This window comes from Leptolyngbya sp. FACHB-541 (assembly GCF_014695875.1).
Classification (GTDB): Bacteria; Cyanobacteriota; Cyanobacteriia; order Elainellales; family Elainellaceae; genus JAAUTN01.
Genome location: NZ_JACJPC010000089.1, coordinates 13,569 through 37,430, shown reverse-complemented (window position 1 = coordinate 37,430; position 23,862 = coordinate 13,569). Strand labels below are relative to the sequence as shown.

The 23,862-nt window shown below is 49.6% G+C and carries 20 protein-coding genes; 9 read left to right on the top strand and 11 right to left on the bottom strand.

From position 1 onward, the window contains the following. Positions 1 to 18: 18 nt before the first annotated feature. A complete protein-coding gene (locus H6G00_RS18945; protein WP_190797932.1) occupies positions 19 to 2,142 on the top strand; it encodes a DNA polymerase III subunit gamma/tau in 2,124 nt (707 codons plus the stop codon). A 155-nt stretch (positions 2,143 to 2,297) separates the two neighbouring features. On the opposite strand, the gene H6G00_RS18940 is transcribed toward H6G00_RS18945, so the two are convergent. The 4 genes from H6G00_RS18940 to H6G00_RS18925 form a co-directional block, all read right to left on the bottom strand. Then, the gene (locus H6G00_RS18940; protein ID WP_190644719.1) at positions 2,298 to 3,059 is read right to left on the bottom strand and encodes a metallophosphoesterase family protein; all 762 of its coding nucleotides are present in this window, start codon (positions 3,057 to 3,059) and stop codon (positions 2,298 to 2,300) included. Positions 3,060 to 3,329: 270 nt separating this feature from the next. Continuing rightward, positions 3,330 to 4,040 carry a DUF1995 family protein gene (locus H6G00_RS18935; RefSeq protein WP_190797931.1) on the bottom strand — a complete coding sequence of 237 codons (711 nt, stop codon included), beginning with the start codon at positions 4,038 to 4,040 and terminating at the stop codon, positions 3,330 to 3,332. Positions 4,041 to 4,082: 42 nt separating this feature from the next. Beyond that, complete coding sequence (locus H6G00_RS18930) at positions 4,083 to 4,595, bottom strand: hypothetical protein (protein ID WP_190797930.1); 513 nt, start codon at positions 4,593 to 4,595, stop codon at positions 4,083 to 4,085. 137 nt (positions 4,596 to 4,732) lie between these two features. Continuing rightward, positions 4,733 to 5,041: a SemiSWEET transporter gene (locus H6G00_RS18925; RefSeq protein ID WP_190797929.1), complete on the bottom strand. Its 309-nt coding sequence runs from the start codon at positions 5,039 to 5,041 to the stop codon at positions 4,733 to 4,735. A 197-nt stretch (positions 5,042 to 5,238) separates the two neighbouring features. Between H6G00_RS18925 and H6G00_RS18920 the strand changes: the two genes are divergently transcribed. Continuing rightward, positions 5,239 to 6,024 carry an ABC-2 family transporter protein gene (locus H6G00_RS18920; RefSeq protein ID WP_190797968.1) on the top strand — a complete coding sequence of 262 codons (786 nt, stop codon included), beginning with the start codon at positions 5,239 to 5,241 and terminating at the stop codon, positions 6,022 to 6,024. 73 nt (positions 6,025 to 6,097) lie between these two features. On the opposite strand, the gene H6G00_RS18915 is transcribed toward H6G00_RS18920, so the two are convergent. Both H6G00_RS18915 and H6G00_RS18910 read right to left on the bottom strand, forming a co-directional pair. After that, the gene (locus H6G00_RS18915; protein ID WP_190797928.1) at positions 6,098 to 7,954 is read right to left on the bottom strand and encodes a hypothetical protein; all 1,857 of its coding nucleotides are present in this window, start codon (positions 7,952 to 7,954) and stop codon (positions 6,098 to 6,100) included. Between the two features lie 378 nt (positions 7,955 to 8,332). After that, a complete protein-coding gene (locus H6G00_RS18910) occupies positions 8,333 to 10,372 on the bottom strand; it encodes an AarF/ABC1/UbiB kinase family protein (RefSeq protein WP_190644724.1) in 2,040 nt (679 codons plus the stop codon). 470 nt (positions 10,373 to 10,842) lie between these two features. On the opposite strand from H6G00_RS18910, the gene recN reads away from it, so the two are divergent. Together recN and H6G00_RS18900 are read left to right on the top strand one after the other, a co-directional pair. After that, the gene (gene recN, locus H6G00_RS18905) at positions 10,843 to 12,672 is read left to right on the top strand and encodes a DNA repair protein RecN (RefSeq protein WP_190797927.1); all 1,830 of its coding nucleotides are present in this window, start codon (positions 10,843 to 10,845) and stop codon (positions 12,670 to 12,672) included. Positions 12,673 to 13,010: 338 nt separating this feature from the next. Then, entirely contained in the window at positions 13,011 to 13,664 is a 654-nt protein-coding gene (locus tag H6G00_RS18900; RefSeq protein ID WP_190644726.1) for a hypothetical protein, read from the top strand. Between the two features lie 358 nt (positions 13,665 to 14,022). On the opposite strand, the gene H6G00_RS18895 is transcribed toward H6G00_RS18900, so the two are convergent. After that, positions 14,023 to 15,621, bottom strand: coding sequence for a S8 family serine peptidase (locus H6G00_RS18895; protein WP_190797967.1), 1,599 nt, complete (start codon positions 15,619 to 15,621; stop codon positions 14,023 to 14,025). A gap of 140 nt (positions 15,622 to 15,761) precedes the next feature. Here H6G00_RS18895 and rpe point away from each other — a divergent pair, with 140 nt between their 5' ends. After that, positions 15,762 to 16,469: a ribulose-phosphate 3-epimerase gene (gene rpe, locus H6G00_RS18890; RefSeq protein ID WP_190797926.1), complete on the top strand. Its 708-nt coding sequence runs from the start codon at positions 15,762 to 15,764 to the stop codon at positions 16,467 to 16,469. 164 nt (positions 16,470 to 16,633) lie between these two features. Here rpe and H6G00_RS18885 read toward each other — a convergent pair whose 3' ends face one another. Further along, the gene (locus H6G00_RS18885) at positions 16,634 to 17,626 is read right to left on the bottom strand and encodes an endonuclease/exonuclease/phosphatase family protein (RefSeq protein ID WP_190797925.1); all 993 of its coding nucleotides are present in this window, start codon (positions 17,624 to 17,626) and stop codon (positions 16,634 to 16,636) included. 106 nt (positions 17,627 to 17,732) lie between these two features. Between H6G00_RS18885 and H6G00_RS34800 the strand changes: the two genes are divergently transcribed. The 3 genes from H6G00_RS34800 (at position 17,733) to mutS (ending at position 21,310) form a co-directional block, all read left to right on the top strand. Next, positions 17,733 to 18,179, top strand: coding sequence for an Rpn family recombination-promoting nuclease/putative transposase (locus H6G00_RS34800; protein WP_199318588.1), 447 nt, complete (start codon positions 17,733 to 17,735; stop codon positions 18,177 to 18,179). Between the two features lie 120 nt (positions 18,180 to 18,299). Beyond that, the gene (locus H6G00_RS34795; RefSeq protein WP_199318587.1) at positions 18,300 to 18,470 is read left to right on the top strand and encodes a DUF4351 domain-containing protein; all 171 of its coding nucleotides are present in this window, start codon (positions 18,300 to 18,302) and stop codon (positions 18,468 to 18,470) included. A 38-nt stretch (positions 18,471 to 18,508) separates the two neighbouring features. After that, on the top strand, positions 18,509 to 21,310 hold the full coding sequence (gene mutS, locus H6G00_RS18875) for a DNA mismatch repair protein MutS (RefSeq protein WP_190797924.1): 2,802 nt from the start codon (positions 18,509 to 18,511) through the stop codon (positions 21,308 to 21,310). Here mutS and H6G00_RS18870 read toward each other — a convergent pair. The 3 genes from H6G00_RS18870 to H6G00_RS18860 all read right to left on the bottom strand — a co-directional run bounded on the left by H6G00_RS18870 (position 21,294) and on the right by H6G00_RS18860 (position 22,275). After that, positions 21,294 to 21,497 (bottom strand): hypothetical protein, encoded by a 204-nt coding sequence (locus H6G00_RS18870; protein ID WP_190644731.1) that lies wholly within the window; start codon positions 21,495 to 21,497, stop codon positions 21,294 to 21,296. The two genes, mutS and H6G00_RS18870, sit on opposite strands and share 17 nt — an antisense overlap. 183 nt (positions 21,498 to 21,680) lie before the next feature. Then, positions 21,681 to 22,004 carry a hypothetical protein gene (locus tag H6G00_RS18865; protein WP_190644732.1) on the bottom strand — a complete coding sequence of 108 codons (324 nt, stop codon included), beginning with the start codon at positions 22,002 to 22,004 and terminating at the stop codon, positions 21,681 to 21,683. Between the two features lie 70 nt (positions 22,005 to 22,074). Further along, complete coding sequence (locus H6G00_RS18860; protein ID WP_190644733.1) at positions 22,075 to 22,275, bottom strand: hypothetical protein; 201 nt, start codon at positions 22,273 to 22,275, stop codon at positions 22,075 to 22,077. Positions 22,276 to 22,413: 138 nt separating this feature from the next. Between H6G00_RS18860 and H6G00_RS18855 the strand changes: the two genes are divergently transcribed. Further along, positions 22,414 to 23,703, top strand: coding sequence for a serpin family protein (locus tag H6G00_RS18855; RefSeq protein WP_190797923.1), 1,290 nt, complete (start codon positions 22,414 to 22,416; stop codon positions 23,701 to 23,703). The last annotated feature ends 159 nt before the right edge of the window (positions 23,704 to 23,862 follow it).

Sequence of the window (23,862 nt, the reverse complement as noted above, 5' to 3'; positions counted from 1 at the left end):
GGAACTTACAAACGCTCTATGTCCTACGAACCGCTTCATCACAAATATCGTCCGCAGACGTTTGCAGAACTGGTAGGACAGGGGGCGATCGCCACCACGCTTAGCAATGCCCTTCAGCAACAGCGAATTGCCCCTGCATACCTATTTACTGGACCTAGAGGAACGGGAAAAACGTCCAGCGCCCGAATTTTGGCAAAATCACTGAACTGCATCAAAAGTGATGTGCCTACGGCCAAACCCTGTGGCGTGTGTGATGTGTGCCGGGCGATCGCCAAAGGTTCAGCTTTAGATGTGATCGAAATCGACGCAGCTAGCAACACAGGCGTAGACAACATCCGTGAACTGATCGAACGTGCCCAGTTTGCTCCAGTTCAGTGTCGCTTTAAGGTCTACGTCATCGATGAGTGCCACATGCTCAGCACAGCGGCGTTTAACGCTTTACTCAAAACCCTGGAAGAACCGCCCGATCGGGTTGTATTTGTGCTAGCAACGACCGATCCACAGCGGGTGCTGCCAACAATCATTTCTCGGTGCCAGCGGTTCGATTTTCGCCGGATTCCGCTAGAGGCAATGGTGGAGCACTTAGGCGTAATTGCGTCTAAGGAACAGATCAACATCGCCCCTGATGCCGTGCAACTAGTCGCCCAAATCTCTCAAGGCGGACTGCGAGATGCCGAAAGCTTGCTCGATCAGTTGAGCTTACTGGAAGGCGAAATCACAGTTGAGCGGGTTTGGGAACTGGTAGGCGCAGTGCCAGAACGAGATTTACTAGAGCTGGTGCGGGCGATCGCCCAGGATGATCCTGCGACGCTGCTAGACCAAGCGCGTCACCTGATGGATCGAGGTCGGGAGCCGCTGATCGTACTGCAAAACCTCGCTAGCTTTTATCGAGATTTGCTGATTGCCAAAACTGCCCCCAATCGCAACGATCTGGTTGCCATTACACCGCCAACCTGGGCTGAGCTACGAGAATTCGTGCAGGATCTGGAGCTGACGATCATCCTGATGGGGCAGCAGCATCTTCGGGCCGCTGAGGTACAGGTCAAAAACACAACTCAGCCTCGGCTTTGGCTAGAGGTGATTTTGATGGGGCTGTTGCCTTCTGCGATCGCCAGTCAAGCTGCACCCGTCCAGCAGCGGAGTACAGCAGTTCAACCAGTTAACAGGGGGCGATCGCCATCCACAGCCCCTGTCGCTCAAACACCCAATCCTGCCGCTATTCCTACTCCCGTCAAACCCGATCTTGCTAAACCGGAACAAGTTGCAGCGCAGGAAACAGCAGCTATTCCTCCCCAAGAAACTGGTGAAGCAGTGCATCAACCCGCAGAAATTGCTGCCTCACCCGTCAAAGACATTGAACCCCTCACAGAAGAAATTTCTGAAGAGCCTGAAACTGACCCGATAGTTTCTCAACCTACCACTAGCTCTACTGAGCAAACAGATCTCAACCAGCTTTGGCAAGAAGTTTTGTCCTACTTGCAGCCGCCCTCAACTCAGATGCTCTTACGCCAACAGGGTAACTTGGTTAGCTTCGATGGTCAGGTTGCCCAGATTGCAATTAGCGCCAAGTGGCATCCGACCGTCAAAGAGAGAGCATCTAGAGTTGAAGCTGCTTTCCAGAAAGCCTGCAATCATCCAGTTGTTGTCAGAATCGATGCTACAGGTTCGCCGCCACCGCAATTGGGTAATACAGACTCCGCGAAAGGAATTTCTTCTGCTTCACACCCCCTCCCCTCAAACCTAGCCAATCATACAGACACAAACCATCCAGCAGCTTTCAGCCCCCCATCCTCAACTCCTGCTCCTGCCAAACCCAGTTTCATCCAGAAGGAGCCTACCAACGGGCAAACTTACCCATCAAAAAATGGACATGTCCAACCGCTCGAACAGCCCTTAAATCTGCCACTAGCAAAATTTTCGGTTGATGCGCCTGATGTCGGACTGTCTCTACCTGCCTGGGAAGCAGAGGATAAAGTGACGGAGGCAGCTAAAAGTCTAGCCAACTTTTTTAATGGGCAAGTTGTTAGCTTAGAGGGCGATATTGAGCTACCTCAAAGCTCCGAAGTTTTCTCGACCGATGGCGATGGAGCCGGAATCAATGAAAACGACCTGGATGCTGAAGACGATGAGCTTCCCTTTTAATACCACTTCCAAAAATTAGAGCTACAGAATGGAAGGGCACCCCGCTTAGCGGGGTGCCCTTCCATTCTGTAGCTTGTTTTTGTAGAAACAGTATAAGAGCATCTTCTAGGGTCGAAAGGCATTACTCTGATTCGCCAGCCAGCACAACATCGGTACTATAGCTGCAATAACTGACGGCGACGAGCAAGAATTTGCTCCGGCTCGATCTGGACAACGGCTTCTGCTAGCGGCAGTGCCCGTTTTGCCCCTTGAAATACGTTCACCTGATAAACCCGCTGGTTGGTCATATCCACTCCAGTCAACCAACCGCTTTTGGGATGATACGCGCCCGTGTCGATGTCTAACCAGCCTCGCCCCTGCGCTAGCGCGCCAGGAGTTACGTTCGGCAACGTAAAGGTAATCGTGTGCCCTGTAACAATCAGCTTGTCTGGAAAGTAGGGTTTTTGAATGCTGTGAAACTCTTCCCGAATCCAGCAGTAGTCCTGCACGGTCTGGTCAACCAGTGGCACGCCCGGATGTACTCCCGCATGAACCAGCCAAACGTCTCCCAAGTCTAGATGGGTTGGCAGTTGACGAATCCAGTCTAAATGTTCAAGCAGTGCTTCGGGTTGCTTGTAGCTAGAGATTGTTGTCTGTCCGCCGCTGTAGAGCCATGCTTGAAGCGCATTGGGACAAACTTTGCCTTGAGGGAAAGAGTCAACCAAAAGCTGTTCATGGTTTCCAAGCAGGCAAGTATAACCATTTTGCCTGACAAAACTGACTACCTGAGCACTTTTTGGACCTCGGTCAATCAGGTCGCCTAGAAAATAGACTTGGTCTGCTGAGCTTGGAGCGATCGCCTCCAACAGTCTCATCAAGCCATCGTAGTGACCATGTACATCACCAATAAAAATGCGACGACCACTAACCACGCTCAATCAGTCCTTCTACTAAAAACACTAGATAGGATCACGGGGCCAAGGGCCATGAACCCACTCTGAAACCCAGAACCAGCTTCTCAGTGCGACGGCTCTATAAAAAATTACGCGCTTCCGAGAGAATTTCAGGAAATCAGTTTTGATTGTTCACAGTCGTTGTTTTTGCCGGGAAAAAGGAATGCTGGATAAAGCCCCATTTATTCAATTATGCCCAACAGAATCAACAACTATCACGATTAGAGTGTTAAATATGATACCTACACTCAATCTTCATTGGCTTAAAGCTCGTAAAAACTGCTGTAAACCAGACAACAGCCCTTTTCGGGAAGTTTGTTGAGCAGTTGGTTGCCCTGTTGCTCTTGCAAAGATTTCATCTAGAGCTTCTCCCACAGGTTTCTGTGGTTCCTCTGCAATCAACTGATATCCTGTATCTTTTTCTATCCAAACTTGCCAGGGATCAGGGAAAGAGCGCAACAGGGCGGCACCCTCTAGGGGTTTGAGGTAGTAGCAAGACTCAAAGGTGCTGAGCAAGCGATCGCGAAGCTGTCGTCCAGCATAGCCAATCCCAATTGTGGCAATGTCTTCCAGACGGGGATTGAGCAAAACAACGGGACGGTCCAACGCTGTTTCACACAGTTTTTCGACTTGTGCGATTTCTACAGCGGAAGGTTCTACAAAAACAAATAGCTTGTCTTCTGGCTGAATTTCAGCCCTCATTTCTCCCATTGCCCGAATTGAGTAGGGCTTTTCGCCCCAATCTCGCCGTGCTAGAGCCGCTGATCCGGCATCTGGAAAAAATACCCGCAGTTGACTGCCCAAATCCTCAAAAGCCGGAATAAATTTCTCGGCAACAGGCATAATTTTGAGTTCTGGGAAGGCTAGTTCTACCTGAAGCCGAGTACGACCAGCAGCAATCGCTGCTTGAGTCGCTTGCTGCGCTTGAGCGATCGCGTCATCAAGGTTGTTGGGAAGTTCGGACATGAGGGAAAGGGGGACTAGAAATTAGGGACTAGAAATTAGGGGCTAGGCGGTGGGATCAACGTAGCCCTGGATGTTCTCGGGATCGAACTGTTTGAGGATGCGGGTAGCCTGGTTCGTGATGTTAGGCGAACCGTTGACCACAACCAAGTATTTGCCTTCTTTGAGGCGATTACGGTAGGGAAGTGCGTCGCCGCTACCAAAAGCGAGCCCTGCGCCACCGCCTATGAAATAGCTGCCCATTGCACCTGCGATCGCCCCAAAAACACCACCTATAACGTGGTTGCCTAGAGAACCTGCCCAGTTGAACAGCTCAATCCCAGTCAGTGAGTTGAAGACAAAGCCTGAGATGAAGCCAAATGGCACCAGCCAGTAAGACATCAGCGTTGCTTGTTTTTGAGCTTGCTGCTTGGGGTCAATTAAGCCATACTCGTCAGCAGTTTTGTAGCCCTTGCCCAAAATGCTGACTTTCTCCATAGGTAATCCTTCTCTTTCAAGGGCGGAGTAGGCTTCTTCTGCCTGAATGCGGTCTGGTAGAACGGCGATCAAATAGTTCATATCTCAAGCACGATGGGGGCTTGTAGCTTTAATATCAGGATACTAAAGCTTGGCTGCTTGATTAAAGAAAAAACTTGGACTTGGAAGTTTAGCGTCAAGCCCAAATTTCTCCTCGGTGTATAAATTGTCTAAAATATCTATAGCTTAACGGTTGTTTTCTTAACTCGGCTGTACCGCAGCTTCAGTATCAAAATGATTGAGGATAAGACTAGAGTTACGATGTTCGCCAAGATTACGGGCAAATCATGAACGTAAGTTCCATAGATTAGCCAAAGGACAATGCCGACACAGAGCGTAATTAACATGCTCCAGGAGAGGTCTTCGGCCGATTTTGACTTCCAAGTTTTGATTAACTGGGGCAGGTAGGCGATGGTAGTCAAAGCTCCTGCCACGAGTCCCAAAACAGTTGTAAAATCCGTCGTTGCTAAAATTTTTGCAAAATCCATAGCTGGGTGAGTTAAAAGAACGATTAGAGGATGGTTGTGAATATGTGAGGTAAGTAGATCACTTTGAGAGCTTGCAATCAGTTTATAGTCTGCCCGCAATCTTAATTTTTTTGTCAATAGAATCGATTGTAAACACAACTATAGAATTGTGAAAATTCGTCGTAAGGGTGAGAGTGTCCGTAAATATTACTATGTCTATTCAGCAATACATGCGGGTACTACGGCTATTTTGGGGAGCGGCGATCGCAGCCGAGTTAGAATACCGCCTCAATTTTCTAATTGCTGCACTCACTAGCTTGTTTAGTCTGACGGGGAGTCTGTTTTCACTATCTCTGTTCTACTACCAAACAGGCTACACCTTTGAAGGTTGGTCGTGGGAAGAAGCGCTAATCGTATTGGGCATGTTCACGCTCTTGCAAGGGTTTGCGGCAACTTTTTTAGCCCCCAACCTAAATCAAATTGTGCGGCAGGTTCAGGAAGGAACGTTAGATTTTGTGTTGCTCAAGCCAATTAGCTCCCAGTTCTGGCTGTCTACTCGCACGGTTTCCCCTTGGGGATTGCCGGACTTGATTTTTGGCGTGATTCTAATTGGTTATGCGGGCGGGCGTTTAGGGCTTGACGGAAGTAACTATTTGCTAGGCGTAGCCCCAATCCTGCTGGGTTTTCTGAGCCTTTATAGTCTCTGGTTTATGCTGGGTGCAACGAGTATTTGGTTTGTCAAGATTTATAACGTGACCGAGGTGCTGCGTGGGTTGCTGGAGGCAGGCAGATTTCCGATGGTGGCTTATCCAGTTGCCTATCGGGTTTTCTTTACCTTTGTGATTCCGGTTGCTTTTTTGACAACAGTTCCTGCAGAGGCGTTGCTCAACCAGTCCGAGGTGGAGTGGGTATTGGGTGCGGCTGGATTGGCGATCGCCCTCCTCTTTGCCTCACGCCAATTCTGGCGGTTTGCTCTACGGTTCTATACCAGTGCATCTTCCTGAATTTCTGGACAACCACAAAAGCTTGGGACGCGATTGAATCGCGTCCCAAGAGGGAAACCAATAAGTTTAGGTTTTAGCGGGGAAACGTTGGTAGTTTAACCGCAGCTAAAGATTCAATCTTTTTAGATGTTCGCAAGGGATAAACGATTGGTGACGGCCAATTTGAATGGGTGGTGAAGGCAGCAGGTACCATTTGCTCCGATTCACTGGTTTTAGGGTCAGACGTATCGGGTGCAGGTGTGGGCTGTTCGGAGTCCGTTGCTTGGGCAGAAGAAAGCAGCAGTTTGGCAATCGAAATTCCCTCGGCAATTTGTTGCTCTACATCAAGCAATGTTGATTGAGGCTGATTTGAAGGGGTTTCTGCGGGTAAATCGCTCAGTGATGGAGCAGGCTGAGGTTCTGAAGATGGGGCGATCGCCTCAAAGGAATCAAAATCGTCCGATACGCTGACCTTCACCACGTCATCCGTTGAAACATCGATCAGGCGAGCCAGGTCTTGCCAAAGTGCGTCTTCAGCGTCGCTTGATTGCGACGGTACAGATTCTTCAGAAAAGGTTGGGGTTGTGTGCAGCTCGTTCTCAACCGCTTCTACTGAAATTGGAGCTGAAATTGAGGCTTCTGAGGATGTCGCTGGATAATCTACCTGCTGAATCTCTGAGCGCGTTTGGTCTGCTTGGGGTAATTTTGGCGCTAAGTTAGCAGATCTCGGCTGGGACGCTGCCTCATTCCACCAACCCGCAGATTTTTTCAAATCATAGCTGAGAGGCTGCAAGTTGACAGGGGTAGCAGCGTTACTCGCTGTAGACGGCGGCTCGGTCGGCAATTCAATGGCTGGTTCATCTGATGCAGACGAATCGGGATGAATAATGGAAGCCAAAACTGTGGGAAGGTCTAATGCGGCGGCGGCAAGCGGATGAAACTGGCGGCTATCCTGTGTCTCTACCTGAGACCGTAGGGATATCTGTGTCTCATCTAGATTTTCCAGTTCACCTACATTTAGATCGCTTAGATCGCCCAAAAATTGCGGTTGAGCAGACCAGGGCTGAATTCGTTTTGCTTTAGGCAGAAAAGATTGAGGTGTAGAGGAGTCGTGTTTGTCCTCGGAGGGAGCGATCGCCTCCACCGCTTGTTCCTTTACCTCATAGCTAGGAGGCGGCACTTCCAAGCATTTCTCTAGTGCTGCTTTGAACTGGAGCGTGTACTGTTGTTGGCGTTGAAGGCGGGCATGCAAATCACGACAGGCAGTTTCAGACTGGGTCAGTTGATGAGACTGCTCACTATAGCGCTGCTGAGTTAGAGCGCACTCTCGCTCTAATTGAGCCACCCGTTCTTGGCTGCCCTCTAGTTGTCCAGTCAGGGTTTCGATCAAAATTTGCTGACGCTGGTTCGTCTGCTGAGCAAACTCTAAATCTTGAGAAAGTTGGGTGATTTCAGCTTGGGCGGCAATCAGTTCTTGGGTGATTTGGCTAGATGTCTGATGGGCATCAGAGGCTTGAGACGATCTATTTGCTTGGGACTGAGCTTTTTGACTGCGCTCCAGCGATTCTTCTAGCTGTGATACGCGATCGAGCAAAACGTCATTGCATTGGTTTAGCTCTTGAATCAGAGCAATCAGGTCGGCGATCTCAGGCGGTTCGATCGAGTTACCCGCTCCAGTTGACCATAATTGAGCTGCACTGGGAGTTGGAGTTGCCTGAGCGAGCCAATCGAGCGGCGGTACATCATCCGACGAATAGATCGACTGACGCTCAATTGCATCTGCGCTCACGGCATTAGGAAAATCGACTGTTTGCCAGTCTTGCCAATCCTCAACTTGAGTTTCTGCAATTCCATCCGTGTTAATTTGATCTGCATTTGCCGAGTTGTCCCAGATTGAATGAGGTGGTGTTTGTTTTTGGGATGGATCAGATGGAAGATTTGCTTCACTCATAGCTCTAACTCGTGGCTTGGGGTCAAGGAGAATTTGGAGAACGGGTATCGCACCCTAATTCAGGCAGTGCTGCTTAATATTTCAGGGTAAACCAATTAAAACTCACTGGTGCGATCGCTGAAGCGATATTTTATTGCTTACAATTGCTTGCAATTTTGCTACTTAATCTAAACTGATTTAATCAAGATTCCAATAGTTTTGATCAAGATTCCAACACTTACTTAACTCGGTTTCCCTACACAAGGTAGAAGGACAGATATAAAAGCTGGGAGAGCAACCTGTAGGTTGCTCTCCCAGCTTTAGTGATGTGTTTAATTATGGCTGCTTGAATTAATCAAGAAATTTGATTGTTTATGTGGTGCACGCCCTCTTCGGGAGCTATCGCGTTGAGGCGGGAAGAGAGAGGGTTGGACGAGGCGAGGGCTGAGGATTTGCTCCATTACCATTCCGGTGACCGTTGCCGTTTTGAGTAGCAGGCTCATCGGTTAGCAACAATTCCCGAATCAGACGGGCAGCAGCACGCTGAGCCAATCCCCCTGCAATTTGTTGACCCATCTGCTGAGTTTCGGGTTTTGTAATCAGGCGAGGCAGTTTGCTAACCAGTTGCAGCGGATCAAACCCAGGTGTTTCCTGCAAAATGTCGATAATGCGGGTGAGATGTTCCAGATTTTTTTGGTCATTGGGGGCGATCGCTGGTTTTGCCCCATTTGACCCATTCAACCCAACGCGCTTACGCAGGCTATAGGCAAGGTTGCTGACGGTATTCCGCCCAAACACATCAATTCCCTTGACGATTTCTCCGACTAGCTGCTCGCGGATGAACTCTCCTCGCTCTGAGAACAGGAAGTCTAGTGTCTGGTCAAGCACCTGATTAAAATCATAGTCTTGACTGTCACGAGCGTTGCGAAGCAGGTTTTCTAACCGATTCCAGCGGAAGCTACCCTCTTTGAACAGCAAATCTCGTAGAGAGGATCGAAGCTGTGGAGAGGGGTCAGTGAGCAACCGCTTGGCAACATAGGGGTAAGCCTTGCTCAACACCTTGAAGTTTGGATCAACATTGATCGCAATTCCTTCCAGGGTGACGAGCGATCGAATAATCAGGGCATAGTAAGCAGGCACCCGGAAGGGAAACTCATACATTACTTCAGAGAGCTGATCGGTCATGCTCTTGAAATTTAGTTCTGCAACACTTGCACCCAAAGCACCATCAAACACGTTGGCAAGCGCTGGAATAATCGGAGTTAGGTCAGTTTCTGGTGAGAGGAAATCTAGCTTAACGTAGTCTTTAGCAAGCCCCTCATAGTCTCGATTGACCAGGTGTACAACGGCTTCAATCAGTCCATAACGTTGATAAGGCTTGACCTCACTCATCATGCCAAAGTCGAGGTAGGCTAGCTTGCCATCGGTAGTTGCCAGCAGGTTACCAGGATGAGGATCAGCGTGAAAGAAACCATGCTCTAGCAACTGCCGTAGAGAACACTGAACCCCAACCTCAATTAAATATCTGGCATCAATTCCTTGACTCAGCAACACATCGGGACGGGTAAGCTTTGTGCCCGTAATCCATTCCATCGTCAGCACGCGCCGCTGAGTATACTGCCAATAGATCCGAGGCACATAGATGTCGGGCAAACGTCCGTAGAGCTGAGCAAACTTTTCGGCGTTTTTGCCTTCTTGGGTGTAGTCCATCTCCTCAAAGATACGGGCACCAAATTCATCCATGATGCCAACCAAGTCGCTGCGGACTTGCTCAGACTTGCTTGCCCAGATCGCTAGCTGCCGAAGAATGTATATGTCTAAGGTGATTCGCTGAGCCAGACCAGGACGCTGTACCTTGACGGCTACCGTTTCACCGCTTTTTAGCTTGCCTTTGTAAACTTGTCCTAGTGAGGCAGCCGCGATGGGATTTGGCGAAAGCTCAGCGTAAACATTCTCAGGGCGATCGCCCAACTCTTCTTCAATAAACCGGAAAGCCACTTCATTAGGAAAGGGTGGCAGTTGATCCTGTAGCTTTGTCAACTCCTCCATATAAAGCGGCGGAATCAAGTCAGGACGGGTAGACAGAGCCTGCCCCACCTTGATGTAAGCCGGACCAAGGCTTGTCAGAATTTCTCTCAACCGAGCCGCTCGACGAAACTGATTGCGCCCAACAGTGCCCCAACGCTTGTCCCAAAATAGCCGTAGACCAAGCCCCAAGAAAGGCAAAATAATGCTAACCAGCCTTGCCCATACCTGAAACGGACGAGTGCGGTAGTGGGCAGCGATCGCCACTGGGTCGTATCGCAGAGCCGCATCTGTATCCATCAGGTCATTCACCTGAACGGATTTCAAATGCTCTTCGGGTGCAGGATGATTTTCGATTGCGATCGCCTCTAGCTGGGTTACGTCCTGGGCTGTGGAAGTGACTACGGTAGGCATAGTGTAGAGAAGGTAAGGGTGAGCAGTCTGGACTCTAAGCCACGTGGGGTCGGTCTAGCATCCATGCTTCTAGGAGTCAGGGCAGAACAGCCCATGTAAAGCATTGTAACAACAGGTTTAGTAAGAACTACATCTTCTTTTAACAAATAGACATTATCAAAGCGGTGCCTCCAGGAATTTTCGGTTGTGCTAGAAAGACTGACCATACCTCAACGGGATCGCCGTTAGAAACACCTACAGTCCTGCAAACTGCTACTAAACTGAATAAGTACAGGATAAGTACAAGCGTTTAGAAACATCATTCGAGAGATAGAGAGTTAGGGACTGGGGGTTAGTTCCAAAACTCTGATTTAGAACTTGAGACCTCGTATCCCAGAAATCAGTCCCCTCCAAATTTCTAAGCCCTAGCCCCTTTAGGATCACTCAATTCTTTGCCCTGTGGCATCTTTCCCTCTGGTCAATTTTGATTCATGCTGATCTCTCTTCAGATTGAAAATTTTGCTTTAGTTGACCGCCTGGATCTGAAATTCGGTTCAGGATTGAACGTCTTAACTGGAGAAACGGGCGCAGGCAAATCAATCATTCTCGATGCTCTAGATGCGGCTTTAGGTGGCAAGGTGACGGGCCGAGCAATCCGCACTGGAGCCGATCGCGCCCTGATCGAAGCTAATTTCAAGCTCAGTTCATCTCTAGCTGCCTGGTTAAAAGAGCAGCAAATTGAATTGGTGGATGAAACAGTCTTGGTGTGTAGCCGAGAACTGACCGTCAACCGGGGTAATGTTCGCAGTCGCTCTCGCTTAAACGGGGTGCTGGTGAACAAACAGCAGATGGAAGCACTGCGCGATCACCTGGTAGAAATCACCGCCCAAGGGCAAACCGTGCTGCTGGGGCAGTCTAGCCTCCAACGGGAATGGTTAGATGCTTTTGGCGGTGCTACCCTAATGCGACAGCGAGAAACTGTAGCGACTGCTTATGTCGCAGCTCAGCAAGCACTTCAAGCACTCGAAAAACGTCGTCAGTTTGAGCAACAGCGACTTCAGCAGCTTGACCTGTTTGAGTATCAGGCAAAGGAATTAAATGCGGCTAACCTGAGTGACCCCAATGAACTGACTGACTTAGAGCAAGAACGCCAACGACTCAGTCATAGTGTTGAGCTTCAGCAGCAAAGCTATCAGGTATATCAGGCACTCTATCAAAATGACGCTGGGTCAGAAGCCTGTGCTGATCTACTGGGCAAAGCCGAGGGGCTACTCACAGACATGGTGCGCTATGACCCCGAGATACAGTCGGTACTAGACTTGGTGACCGATGCGCTAGCGCAGGTAGAGGAAGCCGGACGGCAAATTAATACTTACGGGGAAGATCTAGAAACTGACCCGGAGCGGCTGCAATTTGTTGAGCAACGGATTATTGAGCTGAAGCAGATTTGCCGTAAGTATGGCCCAACTTTGGGAGAAGCGATCGCCTACAGTCAAAAGCTCCAAACTGACCTGGCAGAATTAAACGGTGGCGCTCAGTCTACAGAAGTTTTAGAGCAAACCTATCAAACCCGTCAGGCAGAGTTGCTGCAAGCTTGCGATCGCCTAACTGAGTCGCGTCGAACGACCGCCCAACAGCTAGAGACGCTATTGCTCAGCCAACTAAAGCCGCTAGCAATGGACAAAGTCCAGTTTCAGGTGAACATTGCTGCGGTTTCCCCTAGTGCAACCGGAGCTGACCGGATTACGTTTCTGTTTAGCCCCAACCCTGGCGAACCGCTGCAACCGTTAACTGAAATTGCCTCAGGCGGGGAAATGAGTCGATTTTTGTTGGCGCTAAAAGCTTGCTTTTCTCAGATTGATTCGGTCGGCACAATGGTGTTTGACGAAATTGATGTAGGAGTTTCCGGGCGGGTGGCACAGGCGATCGCCGAAAAGCTGCACCAGCTTAGCCAAAACCATCAGGTGCTTTGTGTGACTCACCAGCCTATCGTAGCGGCGATGGCAGACGCTCACTTCCGAGTAAATAAGCAAGTGATTGACCAGATTTTCAGCAATGGCAAGGCGATCGCCGCTGACACAAGTAAAACCGAAGACGTCAGAACGGTTGTCCGAGTTGCTGCACTCGACGACCAGCAGCGACGCGAAGAATTGGCCCAACTAGCAGGTGGACAGACTGCTCAAGAGGCGATCGCCTTTGCTGAGTCGCTGCTTAATCAAGCCGCGAACGCCCGCCTAACTCACGCCACCCCATCGCTTAACTCCAACACTTCCCCACCAAAATCAAGAACAGGACGCAAATCTCGCGCCAAAAAAGCTTAGATAAAAGCCGAATCTTCAAAGATTCAAAATTAGGATAACTGCTTTTAGAACTTCTAATTCTGAGTATTTGATCTGCTTATTTTCCTTCAAAATTCCTCCTTGGATAGATGCACACATAAGCAACCTGAAAAGCCTCAAACATATCTAGCTTGCTTCGTATACTTAGTTGCTCAGGGGCAATCCAATCGTATTGGTGTCACATTTCTACAACAACTGGATAGGCAATGCATCTTAGGTTGCAAAAAGTCTCTCGCTAAATTAAACCCAGCGATGGATTCAAATGCTTGCTTTTTTAAGCAACAGTGAGCAGTTAGCACCTTATCTGAGAGGAATGATTAATGAGCGTCCAAAATCGTCTCGTTTCGCTTAAACAGCTGATCAGCCTCGGCGCGATCGCGGGCACTAGTGTTTTCTTTGGGTTTCCTGCTCTAGCACAATCCAACGTCAATTCCGATGCTTCTACTAACACTATTCTGGCCCAAGCAGAATCTACAGGAGATGATTTTGAGCTTTCTCCAGAAGGCTTCGAGATTCTTTGTGAGCGCTTTCCACTCAATTCCCGTTGCGAAGGAACCGCTGGCTCTGGAAGTGGTGGTATATCAGGCTCCGCTGGAGATCCAAACACAGATACGTCTGATCCACCTATTGAGCCAGGAAATGCACCTTCTGATGACTCAGAGGGCGGTACACAGCAGACTTCTCCTAGCGATGAGTCTGATGGGTTAGGCACACCATCTGACAGCTCAAACGATGGCATTCCCGAATCGCCTTCAGACCCCAACACCGACACAACAAACCCACCTTTTGACCCTGGCAATGCTCCTTCAGACGATTCGGAAGGTGGTACGCAAGAGCGCCCTGGTGACCCATCAGGTGGCGGAATGATGCAGTCCCCTGGCGGAACAATGTCTCCTGGTGGAGCACCTCTCGATAACCGCCCTCCAGCTGCCGAGCCAGATGACTCTACAGTTCCTCCAACCGAAAACGAATAGCGGTTGAGGAACAGTAGATCCGAAGGTGTCACTTGAGCAACTTGTCAAGTTATCGTTCAGCCTTTTAGAATCCTTTCCAAACGGGTTCTTAGAGCTACTCAGTTATAAAGTGTAGCCATACAGGTTAGGACAAAAAAGGGAGGCAGGACTTAGTCCTGCCTCCCTTTTTTGTCCTAACTTAAGTCACTAGCACTGCAAAAACGTGGGGCTGATTAGTGCTCCACGCTTTTGCAGAATAAGATGTGGCTGTAGCCGCAAAGGCTATATCAACGTTTGAAAACAGTTCCTAAAATCGGTTAAGGACATTGCGCGGAACGCCCGTACGAGGTTTTGTACGGGTCTGTCTGTTCAAGAGAAACTACTGGGCAGGCATTGTCCACCAGGCGAGCGCATAGTCCTGAGTGGGAGCGTTGACGCGATCGCGATATACCACACGAATCTTGTACTGTCCGGTTTCGGGCACTTCGTGGAAGATGTGCTCAACACTATCAACCTCGCTTACAGATGACCAGATACTATCTGAAATATCATCATCTTCAGCACGCATCAGGTAAATATCCAGGTTGTTTAAGCCTGCATCTTCAAACAGTTCTCCCAGATTATATTCCTCACTGCTATTTGCATCTTGCAAGGACACTTCACGATCCCAGGTCAGCGTCGCTGACACAAAGCTGCCACCCTGGAGCGGCTGCTCTAGCACATAATCCTGAAATTCGGGTGCGTCTGAGCTGTCCCCAACCGTGCGATAGTCCCAACCGATCGCCGGAACTGGTTCGTCAGGACTCCACTGTCCAGGACTAAACTGCTGATAAGCGCGGAATACATTTAAGTGCCCCGTACCAATTTCAGCATCTAGGGGAAGTGACGGATCGCGATAAGCGTCAGAGTCAAGCCAGGTTTTGTTGTTTTGCATCAGCATGGTACGGCTCATCCCTAGACGCAAACCGTCGCCGCTGTCTTGGATCTTGTCGGCAGAGTTCATTAACACCGCTTTGGTGACTTCATGGCGACGGGCATCTAGACTCCAGTTGGGCTGATTGGTGCTGATCTGGCGATCGCCATGCTGATGCAGCAGCGCCACTGCTGCCGTAACGTGCGGTGCCGCAAAGCTGCTACCGGTTGCCCGGATGCTGCTGCCATCAGGGTTAAACATCTCGATGTTAGTGCCAGGAGCGACCAGGCTAACCGAGCGACGTGGTCCAACGTTGCTTTCAGAGTCAGGCGATCGCCCAAGCACCGTTGCAGGTTCGCTACCCAGGTTGGAATAATCGACTTTCGAGAATACTCCATTAACCTGAGTCGAATTTGCGATCGTCATGCCGTTAAAGTTATCTGTTGGAATCGGAATACCACCTGTTCCTTGATTTCCAGCGATCACATACAGGACATCGTGAAACGATGATGACCAATCAACACATTGCGTCAGCAGCGCATTCCCATCCAAAACTGCATCCGGGCGCGGATCTTGAACCAGCGATTCGCCAAAGCTGAAATTGATCGCCCGCACTTGTCCACCATCCTGCATTGCCACCATTTGAGATGACAGGCACTCTTCTGGCTGCCCGCTGCGCTCAACGATCCCCACTGCTGAAGAATAGAGAGTTGCATCAGGCGCAACTCCTGTCAGGTATTTGTCCTCGCTAACCATGACGCTGGCAACATTGGATGCATGACCATCCACATAGTCATTTGCCTGCGCTCGGTCGTCTCGAAAAAAGACTTGCCCGACCTGCACTACATTGTTATTAACAGCAGCTTTATCCAACCCAAACTGAGCGGGACGACCAATCTCAACCTGACCAATCGAAATTTTGCTGCCCGTCAAGTTATAGGGAGCAGCGTGCAGCCTGAGTGCATCAATGCCTGCTTCCCCAACCGAAACTGCTAAACCCCACACTGGCGTTGCTAAAAGGGAAGCGGAAAAGCCCCCAATTAACCATCCCAGCCTTTTCACCATTCGCTGCTGCACGGAAGTCTCTCCACAAAAAAATAAATTTCGTGTGAATCTGAGCCTTTGGGGATCAAGTTTTCGAGGGCTTGGGAGCACGCTTTGTTAAACTAACATTACGAGACCAGGACGCAGGAGACATCGTAGCCATGACCCAAGCCAATTCCCACAAGTCAGTTGTTATTGCCCCATCTATCCTATCAGCAGATTTCAGTCGCCTGGGAGATGAAATCCGGGCTGTTGACCAAGCAGGAGCCGATTGGATTCACGTTGATGTGATGGATGGTCGGTTTGTACCTAACATTACGATTGGTCCGCTGATTGTGGAAGCAATTCGGCCGGTTACGCAAAAGCCGCTGGATGTCCACCTGATGATCGTTGAGCCAGAAAAGTACGTCGAAGATTTTGCCAAGGCGGGAGCTGACCATATTTACGTTCACGCCGAGCATAATGCTTCTCCACACTTGCACCGCACTCTAGGTCAGATTAAAGAACTCGGTAAGAAAGCAGGCGTTGTGCTAAATCCCGGTTCTCCTCTAGAACTAATCGAGTACGTGCTGGAACTGTGCGACCTGGTGCTAATCATGAGCGTTAACCCAGGGTTTGGCGGTCAAAGCTTCATTCCTGAAATGCTGCCCAAAATCCAGAAGCTGCGCCAGATCTGCAATGAGCGAGGACTCGATCCCTGGATTGAGGTAGACGGCGGATTGAAGGCAAACAATACCTGGCAGGTTTTGGAAGCAGGCGCAAATGCAATTGTTGCCGGATCAGCGGTGTTTAAGGCAAAAGATTATGCTGAGGCGATCGCCGATATTCGCAACAGCAAACGCCCCACCCCTGAGCTAGCTAAAGTCTAGACCTTACATTCTGGTAACTAAGCAGAATTTTGGTAACTGTCTTGCAAAAGCTCCAGCTTCTTTCCAACTTTTAGGAAGCTGGAGCTTCTCATTTGTACTACCGATTTGAAGCTTGATTGCAAGTACAGGTAGATTCCATCTCAGAGCCTTAATTTTGGGTTGCATTAAGGAATCACCAAATCCGCAATTAACGGCAGATGATCAGAATCCACATCTCGCCCTGTATGAATTGCTGCAACTTTAATATCTGAACTAACCAGACAGTGATCAATCGGAATTTGCAGCAGCCGATGTAGCAAATTGGGCAACACAGTGTAGGTTCCTGGCATGGGCCAAGTTGGCAAAACTCCAAACCCTCGCCGCGCATTCTGCAAACCTGTATTTCGAGCAAACCGCTTATAGTAAGGCGACCACATGGTAATGTTCAAATCCCCCAGCACCACAACGGGCGTTTCAAGCTGCTGAACATACTGCCCAATTTGGTCAAGTTGCAGATTGCGAGAGTGAAAAAAGCTGCGTCTCACTGGAGGTAATGGATGAGTTGCAACCAGTGAAACTGTTTTTCCCTCAACCGTCAAACTCGTTAGAATACTGGGATTTTTGGAAGTGCCAAAGAAGTCAATCACAGCATTTTCTAAAGGCAACCGACTGTAGACCGCAATCCCCAAATTGTAAGGATTCGCCTGTCCAAATTCGTAGGGGAGAATGTCTTTAAGACGCTGAAGTTGCGCCACCCAAGTGTCATCCACTTCCAGAAACACGGCAATATCTGGGCTTTCTTCCCTCACCATCGTCAACACCTTTTTATAACTGCGGTTTCTAGTGTTGATGTTTGCCGTGAGCACCCTCAGTTCTGCTGCTGCTGCACTTCGACTTAGCGGGTTGTACCAGGGCAGTATGGGTGTGGAGAGCAATGCAACACAAAACAGCGCAATTAGAATAGGTACCTTTCGTCGAGTTAGAAATAGCAGCAGCAGCAAAATTAGACTGAGCAGAAAATATTGCAGCCTGAAGTGAGACAACAGTTCTAGGACTTGAGTCCAGCCGCGATCGCTCACCAGCGCAATCAGCGTAATCCCAACTATCGCCAGACTCAGTACAACTGAAAAAATCGCCGAAAACTTATCCTTTGGGCTACTTTTTCTGTGTAAACTCATTGTTCATCCAGTTTTACTGAAAGTCACTTCCTGATCTTGAGCTTCAACCTGTTGAGTCTCAATTCCTGTACTGCCTCACAAACATGGCTGTTTTCAATATCCCTACGTGACCTACGACAACACCGAACCTATTCGGGCTGATGCCGTGACGTTTCTCAAAACTGCCAGCCAAATCCTGCATTTGGAAGTGCAAACTCTGCCAACCTCTACGCCACCACTGCCGCTTCGAATGCTCGACTCCTGGGTCAGGCTGCACCGGCAGTATAGCTGTGACATTGAGCAGGTCGTCATTTTCCTCAAGCCGACCACTTCAGAACTAGCATTTGCCGAGCAGTTTACAGCACGGAATACCTCACACCGCTATCGGGTCATTCGCATGTGGGAGCAGCCTCCTGAGCCCCTGCTATCAGCTCCCGGACTGTTGCCCCTGGCGACTCTGGCGCAAACTGATTCCCCTCAGCAACTTCTCGAACAAGTCGCCGTACAAGTGAACATGATTGAAGAAAAGGCTCGACAGCAAAGTATTACTGCTTGTGTGCAGCTGCGGGACTGATTCTAGACAGTTGATTCAACAGCTTTTTCGGAGGGACATCATGCGGGAGTCTGTGATTTACCAGGAAATTCTTCAGGAAGGCAGAGAGGAGGGCAGGGAGGAGGACAAGCTCAACTAAACTTGGTATTGCGTTTGCTGCATCGCCAACTCCGCGAACTGAATCCTGACCTTCAAGCTCAAATTGAGGCACTGTCGCTGGTTCAACTCACTGAACTGGGGGAAGCATCGCTGGACCTTATAAGTGAAGCAGACCTAGTGAATTGGCTGGATTCAGACGAAACCCCGAAGTAAATACTAGAATGCTTCTGTCGCCGATTGCTGAACGATCCATGACTGATGCTGCATCTATGTCGAATCCTGTGGGTGACTTGCCAGAGCGCCTGGTCAAGCATGAGGTGCGCTATGCCGACCATCGAGTAGTCAACCGGGACGATTTGACTCCGATGATGCGTCATTATGTGGAGCTAAAGGATCAGTATCCCCATGCGCTGCTGTTGTATCGAGTGGGGGATTTTTTTGAAACATTTTTTCAGGATGCGATCGCCGTTTCCCGCGAGATCGAGATCGTCCTCACCAGCAAAGATGCAGGCAAAGAAATTGGGCGCGTTCCCTTAGCCGGAATTCCCCATCATGCGCTCGATCGCTACTGCACCATGCTGGTTGAGAAAGGCTATGCCGTTGCCATCTGTGATCAGCTTGAGGATGCTGCCGAAGCGCAGGGACGGCTGGTGCAGCGAGACGTTACCCGTGTAATTACCCCCGGCACGGTGTTAGAAGAGGGAATGTTGGTTGCCCGCCGCAACAATTTTTTGGCGGCTGTGGTGATTGCAGCAACCCATTGGGGGTTAGCTTATGCTGATGTTTCAACAGGCGAATTTCTAACAACGCAATCGAGCAATCTGGAGCAGTTAACCCAAGAATTGATGCGGCTTCAGCCGTCAGAGGTGCTGGTACCCACGAATGCACCAGATCTAGGTGGGTTATTGCGACCGGGAGAAAAGTCTGATCAGTTGCCGGACTGTTTGCCGCCGCAGTTGTGCTATACCTTGCGATCGCAATCTCCCTTCACTCAAAGCGAAGCTCGACAGCGTTTGCTCGAACGATTTCGGGTGCGATCGCTAGAAGGCATGGGCTGTGAACACCTGCCGCTAGCTGTCCGTGCTGCTGGAGGCTTGCTGGAATATTTGGAAGACACCCAAAAGCAAAACCAGGTATTGCTTCAGCCACTTTGCACCTATACCCTGACCGAATATCTCACCCTCGATCACCAGACTCGCCGCAATCTGGAAATTACTCAAACGGCCAGAGACGGCACCTTTCACGGTTCGCTATTGTGGGCACTCGATCGCAATGTTACGTCAATGGGCGGACGGGCATTGCGCCGCTGGCTGCTGCAACCGCTGCTAGACATTGCGAGTATCCAGTCTCGCCAGGATACGATCGCCGAATTAGTCAGCAATGGAGCGCTGCGGCAAGACCTCCAGCAGTTGCTTAAGCAAATTTATGACCTGGAGCGACTCACCGGACGGGCTGGTTCTGGCACTGCCAATGCGCGTGATTTGGTGGCGATCGCTGACTCGCTCGAAAAACTGCCCGACTTGGCACAACTTGTTGCCTCAGCTCGTTCCCCCTATTTGACTGCCTTACAAACGGTTTCCCCAGTTCTAGAACACTTGGGGCAACGATTGCGATCGCACCTGGTCGATCGCCCACCGCTCTATCTCACTGAAGGCAACCTGATTCGCTCTGGAGTAAATTCCCAGTTAGATAATCTAAGACAGCAGGTTGAAGTAGATCAGCAGTGGCTCACCCAGCTTGAGGTCACAGAACGCCAGCGCACAGGCATTCCTACCCTAAAAGTCAGCTTTAACAAAACCTTTGGCTACTACATCAGTATCTCTCGCGCCAAATCGCAGCAGGCACCGGACAACTACATCCGCAAGCAAACGCTGACCAACGAAGAACGCTATATTACCGCTGACCTAAAAGACTGCGAGACCCGCATTCTCAATGCCCAGCAAGATCTGAATCGGCTGGAGTACGAAATTTTTAACGGCTTGCGTGATGAAGTCAGTGAACAAGCAGAATTGATTCGGGCTGTGGCAAAGGCGATCGCCGCTGTAGACGTACTAGCGGCTCTTGCGGAAGTCGCCGTCTACCAGGGCTATTGCCGTCCTCAAATTACTTGCGATCGCCAAATCTATATCGAAAACGGTCGCCACCCAGTCGTCGAGCAGTCGTTACCGACTGGCTTCTTTGTGCCGAATTCCACAGAGTTAGGGGCTGGTTTAGAAGGGGTTAGGGGCTGGGGGCTAGGGGCTAGTTCCGAACCTCGAACCTCGAACCTTGAACTTGAAAATCCAAAGTCTCAGTCTCTAACCCCCTCCGAAACCCTAGCCCCCAGTCCTCAGCCCTTAGCCCCTGACCTAATCGTTCTTACCGGACCCAATGCCAGTGGCAAAAGCTGCTACTTGCGTCAGGTTGGTTTGATTCAACTGATGGCGCAGGTGGGAAGTTTTGTGCCTGCTCAGGCGGCAACGTTGAGTGTGTGCGATCGCATCTTTACTCGTGTGGGTGCGGTGGATGACCTGGCAACCGGACAATCTACCTTTATGGTTGAGATGAACGAAACCGCCAACATTCTCAACCACGCTACGCCAAAATCTTTAGTGTTGCTGGATGAAATTGGTCGTGGCACTGCAACCTTCGATGGGCTTTCGATCGCCTGGGCAGTAGCAGAACACTTAGCAACTGAAATTCGCGCCCGCACTATTTTTGCGACTCATTACCATGAACTCAACGAGCTAGCGTCTATTTTGTCTAACGTCGCCAACTATCAGGTGACGGTAAAAGAAATGCCTGACCAAATTATCTTTTTGCATCAGGTGCGCCCTGGTGGAGCCGATCGCTCCTATGGCATTGAGGCAGGACGCCTAGCTGGACTGCCTGCTAGTGTCATTCAGCGAGCGCGGCAGGTGATGGGTCAAATCGAAAAGCATTCACATATTGCGGTTGGGTTACGCAAAGGCAATTCTGGCAACTCGGTTCAGGAAAAGAACGGTAAGAGTAAAAGAGTTTCTGAAAAACCAGCGGACTTGGCTCAACTAGACATTTTCAATCCACGACTTTAAGCCGTCCAGACCGCAACCCATCAAAGACACGATTAACTTGAGTCTGCTCAGCAGGAGTCAAAACCTGCTTGGAGAGCAGTAATGACATAAATTTTGACTGATCGGCAGAGCTAATCTGACGGGCAGCAAACATTTGCTCTACAATTTGCTCAACCGATGCATCTGATAAACTCACTTCAACTCGCATCGCAACCTCAGCCTTTATGCTTCAATCTGCTTTACAGAAGGTTTGCAGAATCTTTAAATCCATTTCAGTTGATCCTGCCATACCTGACGGGCATTGAAATCCGAAGATACACAGGAGTATCGAGATTTGCTTATGTCCTTGCAAAATAGGCTCTAACGAGGAAGTTTTTTCTAAGGCACCCTTCTAGCTGGGTTGGCGATCGCTCGGTTCCAGTTGCTTCAATCGGTTCTGCAAATCAACCTCGTCTTTACCCAGAATCACCTCTAGATTTGCCACTCGCTCTTCTAAATTCTTGGAAGGATTTGAATCACCCGTAGAAGATCGACTTCCCTGTCGCCAAATCGCGACTGTTCCAACGATCGCCCCTGTAATTACCCCTAACGGCAAAATTAAGCTGCCTTGCGTCAGGGAAACCAGGGGAATGCAAAGCGCTAGCATTCCCGTCGCAAAACCCCAAATCAGCCCAGTCGCCACAACTTGCTGTGTTTTTCCGTTTTGCGGTGTCATTGCTTCCTCTCCTGAATTAGTAATAGACTGAGCCGTCCTATCGTTTCACGAAACGATAGGACGGTTTCCACTAAGTCTGAGTCGCTAACCCACTGAGATCAACACAAACGCGGATATCGCCATTGGGTTCGACGTGTTCAACTTCAGTCGAAAAACGTAGCATTATTCCATTTATGGTACGGGATGTAGAGAGTTCTTCTACTGATTGCAGCAGCGATTCATAGAGCATCTGATCATGTTCTTGGGCGATCGCATTAATCACATTCCGCATCTGGTGTTGCTACAAGCAGAACAGAAATTTAGTAGTTTGAGCTTCAACTGAGTTACTAAAACCGTAACCTCTGCCAAATTTTCTGCCACCGCTGCCATTGTGGAGCAGTAGATTTATTGACGTGGTGAGGAGTACGACATGAGTCAGCAGTGGTTTGGACGTCCTCTGATTGCTTTAGCTGGCGGCATGATTCTTTTAGGGTTAACCCTTGGAACAGCGGTTAAGTTTGGAAGACAGGCGATCGCCCAATCTCCACCCTCTTCACCTCCTACTATGAATCAGATTGAAGACTCAGATGAAGACTTAGATATGAATGCCCGCTTGGTTGCAGCGAATACTCGCTTTGGCTTCAAGCTGTTCTCTCAAATCCTGGAGCAGAACGGGCAACCAACGAATCTGATGGTTTCACCAACTAGCGTAGCGATCGCCCTGACAATGACCTACAACGGAGCCAGTGGCACTACTCAACAGGCAATGGCAGAGGCTCTGGAACTGGAAGGAATGAGCCTGGAAGAAATCAATCAAGCTAATGCAGCTTTAGAATTGGCGCTGGAAAATGCTGATCCTGAAGTGCAGTTGGCGATCGCTAATTCCCTTTGGAGTAGAGAAGATACTTCATTTAACCCAGACTTTTTGCAGCGAAATCGCGACTTTTATAGCGCTGAAGTGGCTAGCCTGGATTTCACGAATCCCAGTGCGATCGCAACCATTAATAACTGGGTAAGCCGCAATACTCAGGAGAAAATCTCTGAAATTATTCAAGACATTAGACCTAACGCAGTTCTGTTTCTGATTAACGCAACCTACTTTAAGGGCAACTGGACCACGCCGTTTAATGCCGAACGGACAAGCGATCGCCCCTTTACCTTGCTAGACAGCAGCCAAAAACAGCATCCCACCATGACTCAGAGTGGACGCTATGCTTACCTTGAGAACGACCAGTTTCAGGCAGTCAGTTTGCCCTATGGAGAGTCTAAGCGGCTCAGCATGTATGTCTTTCTACCGCGTGAAAACTCTAGCCTGAGTGCTTTTCAGCAAAGTCTCACCGCTGAGAACTGGGAAACCTGGATGAGCCAGTTTGGTAGACAGGAAGGAGCAATCAGTCTGCCCCGGTTCAAGCTGGAATATACAACGCAACTCAACGATGTGCTGGAAGCACTAGGGATGGGCGTTGCCTTCACTGACCAAGCTGACTTTTCGGGCATGAGTGACGAACCCCTGTCGATTAGCCAAGTGCAGCACAAAACATTTATCGAGGTGAATGAGGAAGGAACTGAAGCCGCCGCAGTCACTTCAGTGGAGATCCAAACACTTTCTGCACCAACTGCTCCGTTTCAGATGACTGCCGATCGCCCCTTCTTCTACGCGATTCGAGACAACCAGACAGAAACGGTTTTGTTTATGGGAACGGTGGTGGAACCGGAGTAAGGGAATTAGGGGTTAGGGGCTGGGGTTAGAATAGGGATGGAAAGGCTGCTGTGGTTGTGGTGTGGGCATCTTGCCCGCACATTTCCCGTTGAATGGGTCAAAGTCCGCAACGGTTTTTTGATTTTCCGTAATTCCGTTCCTTGCAAGGGTAGTTATCTC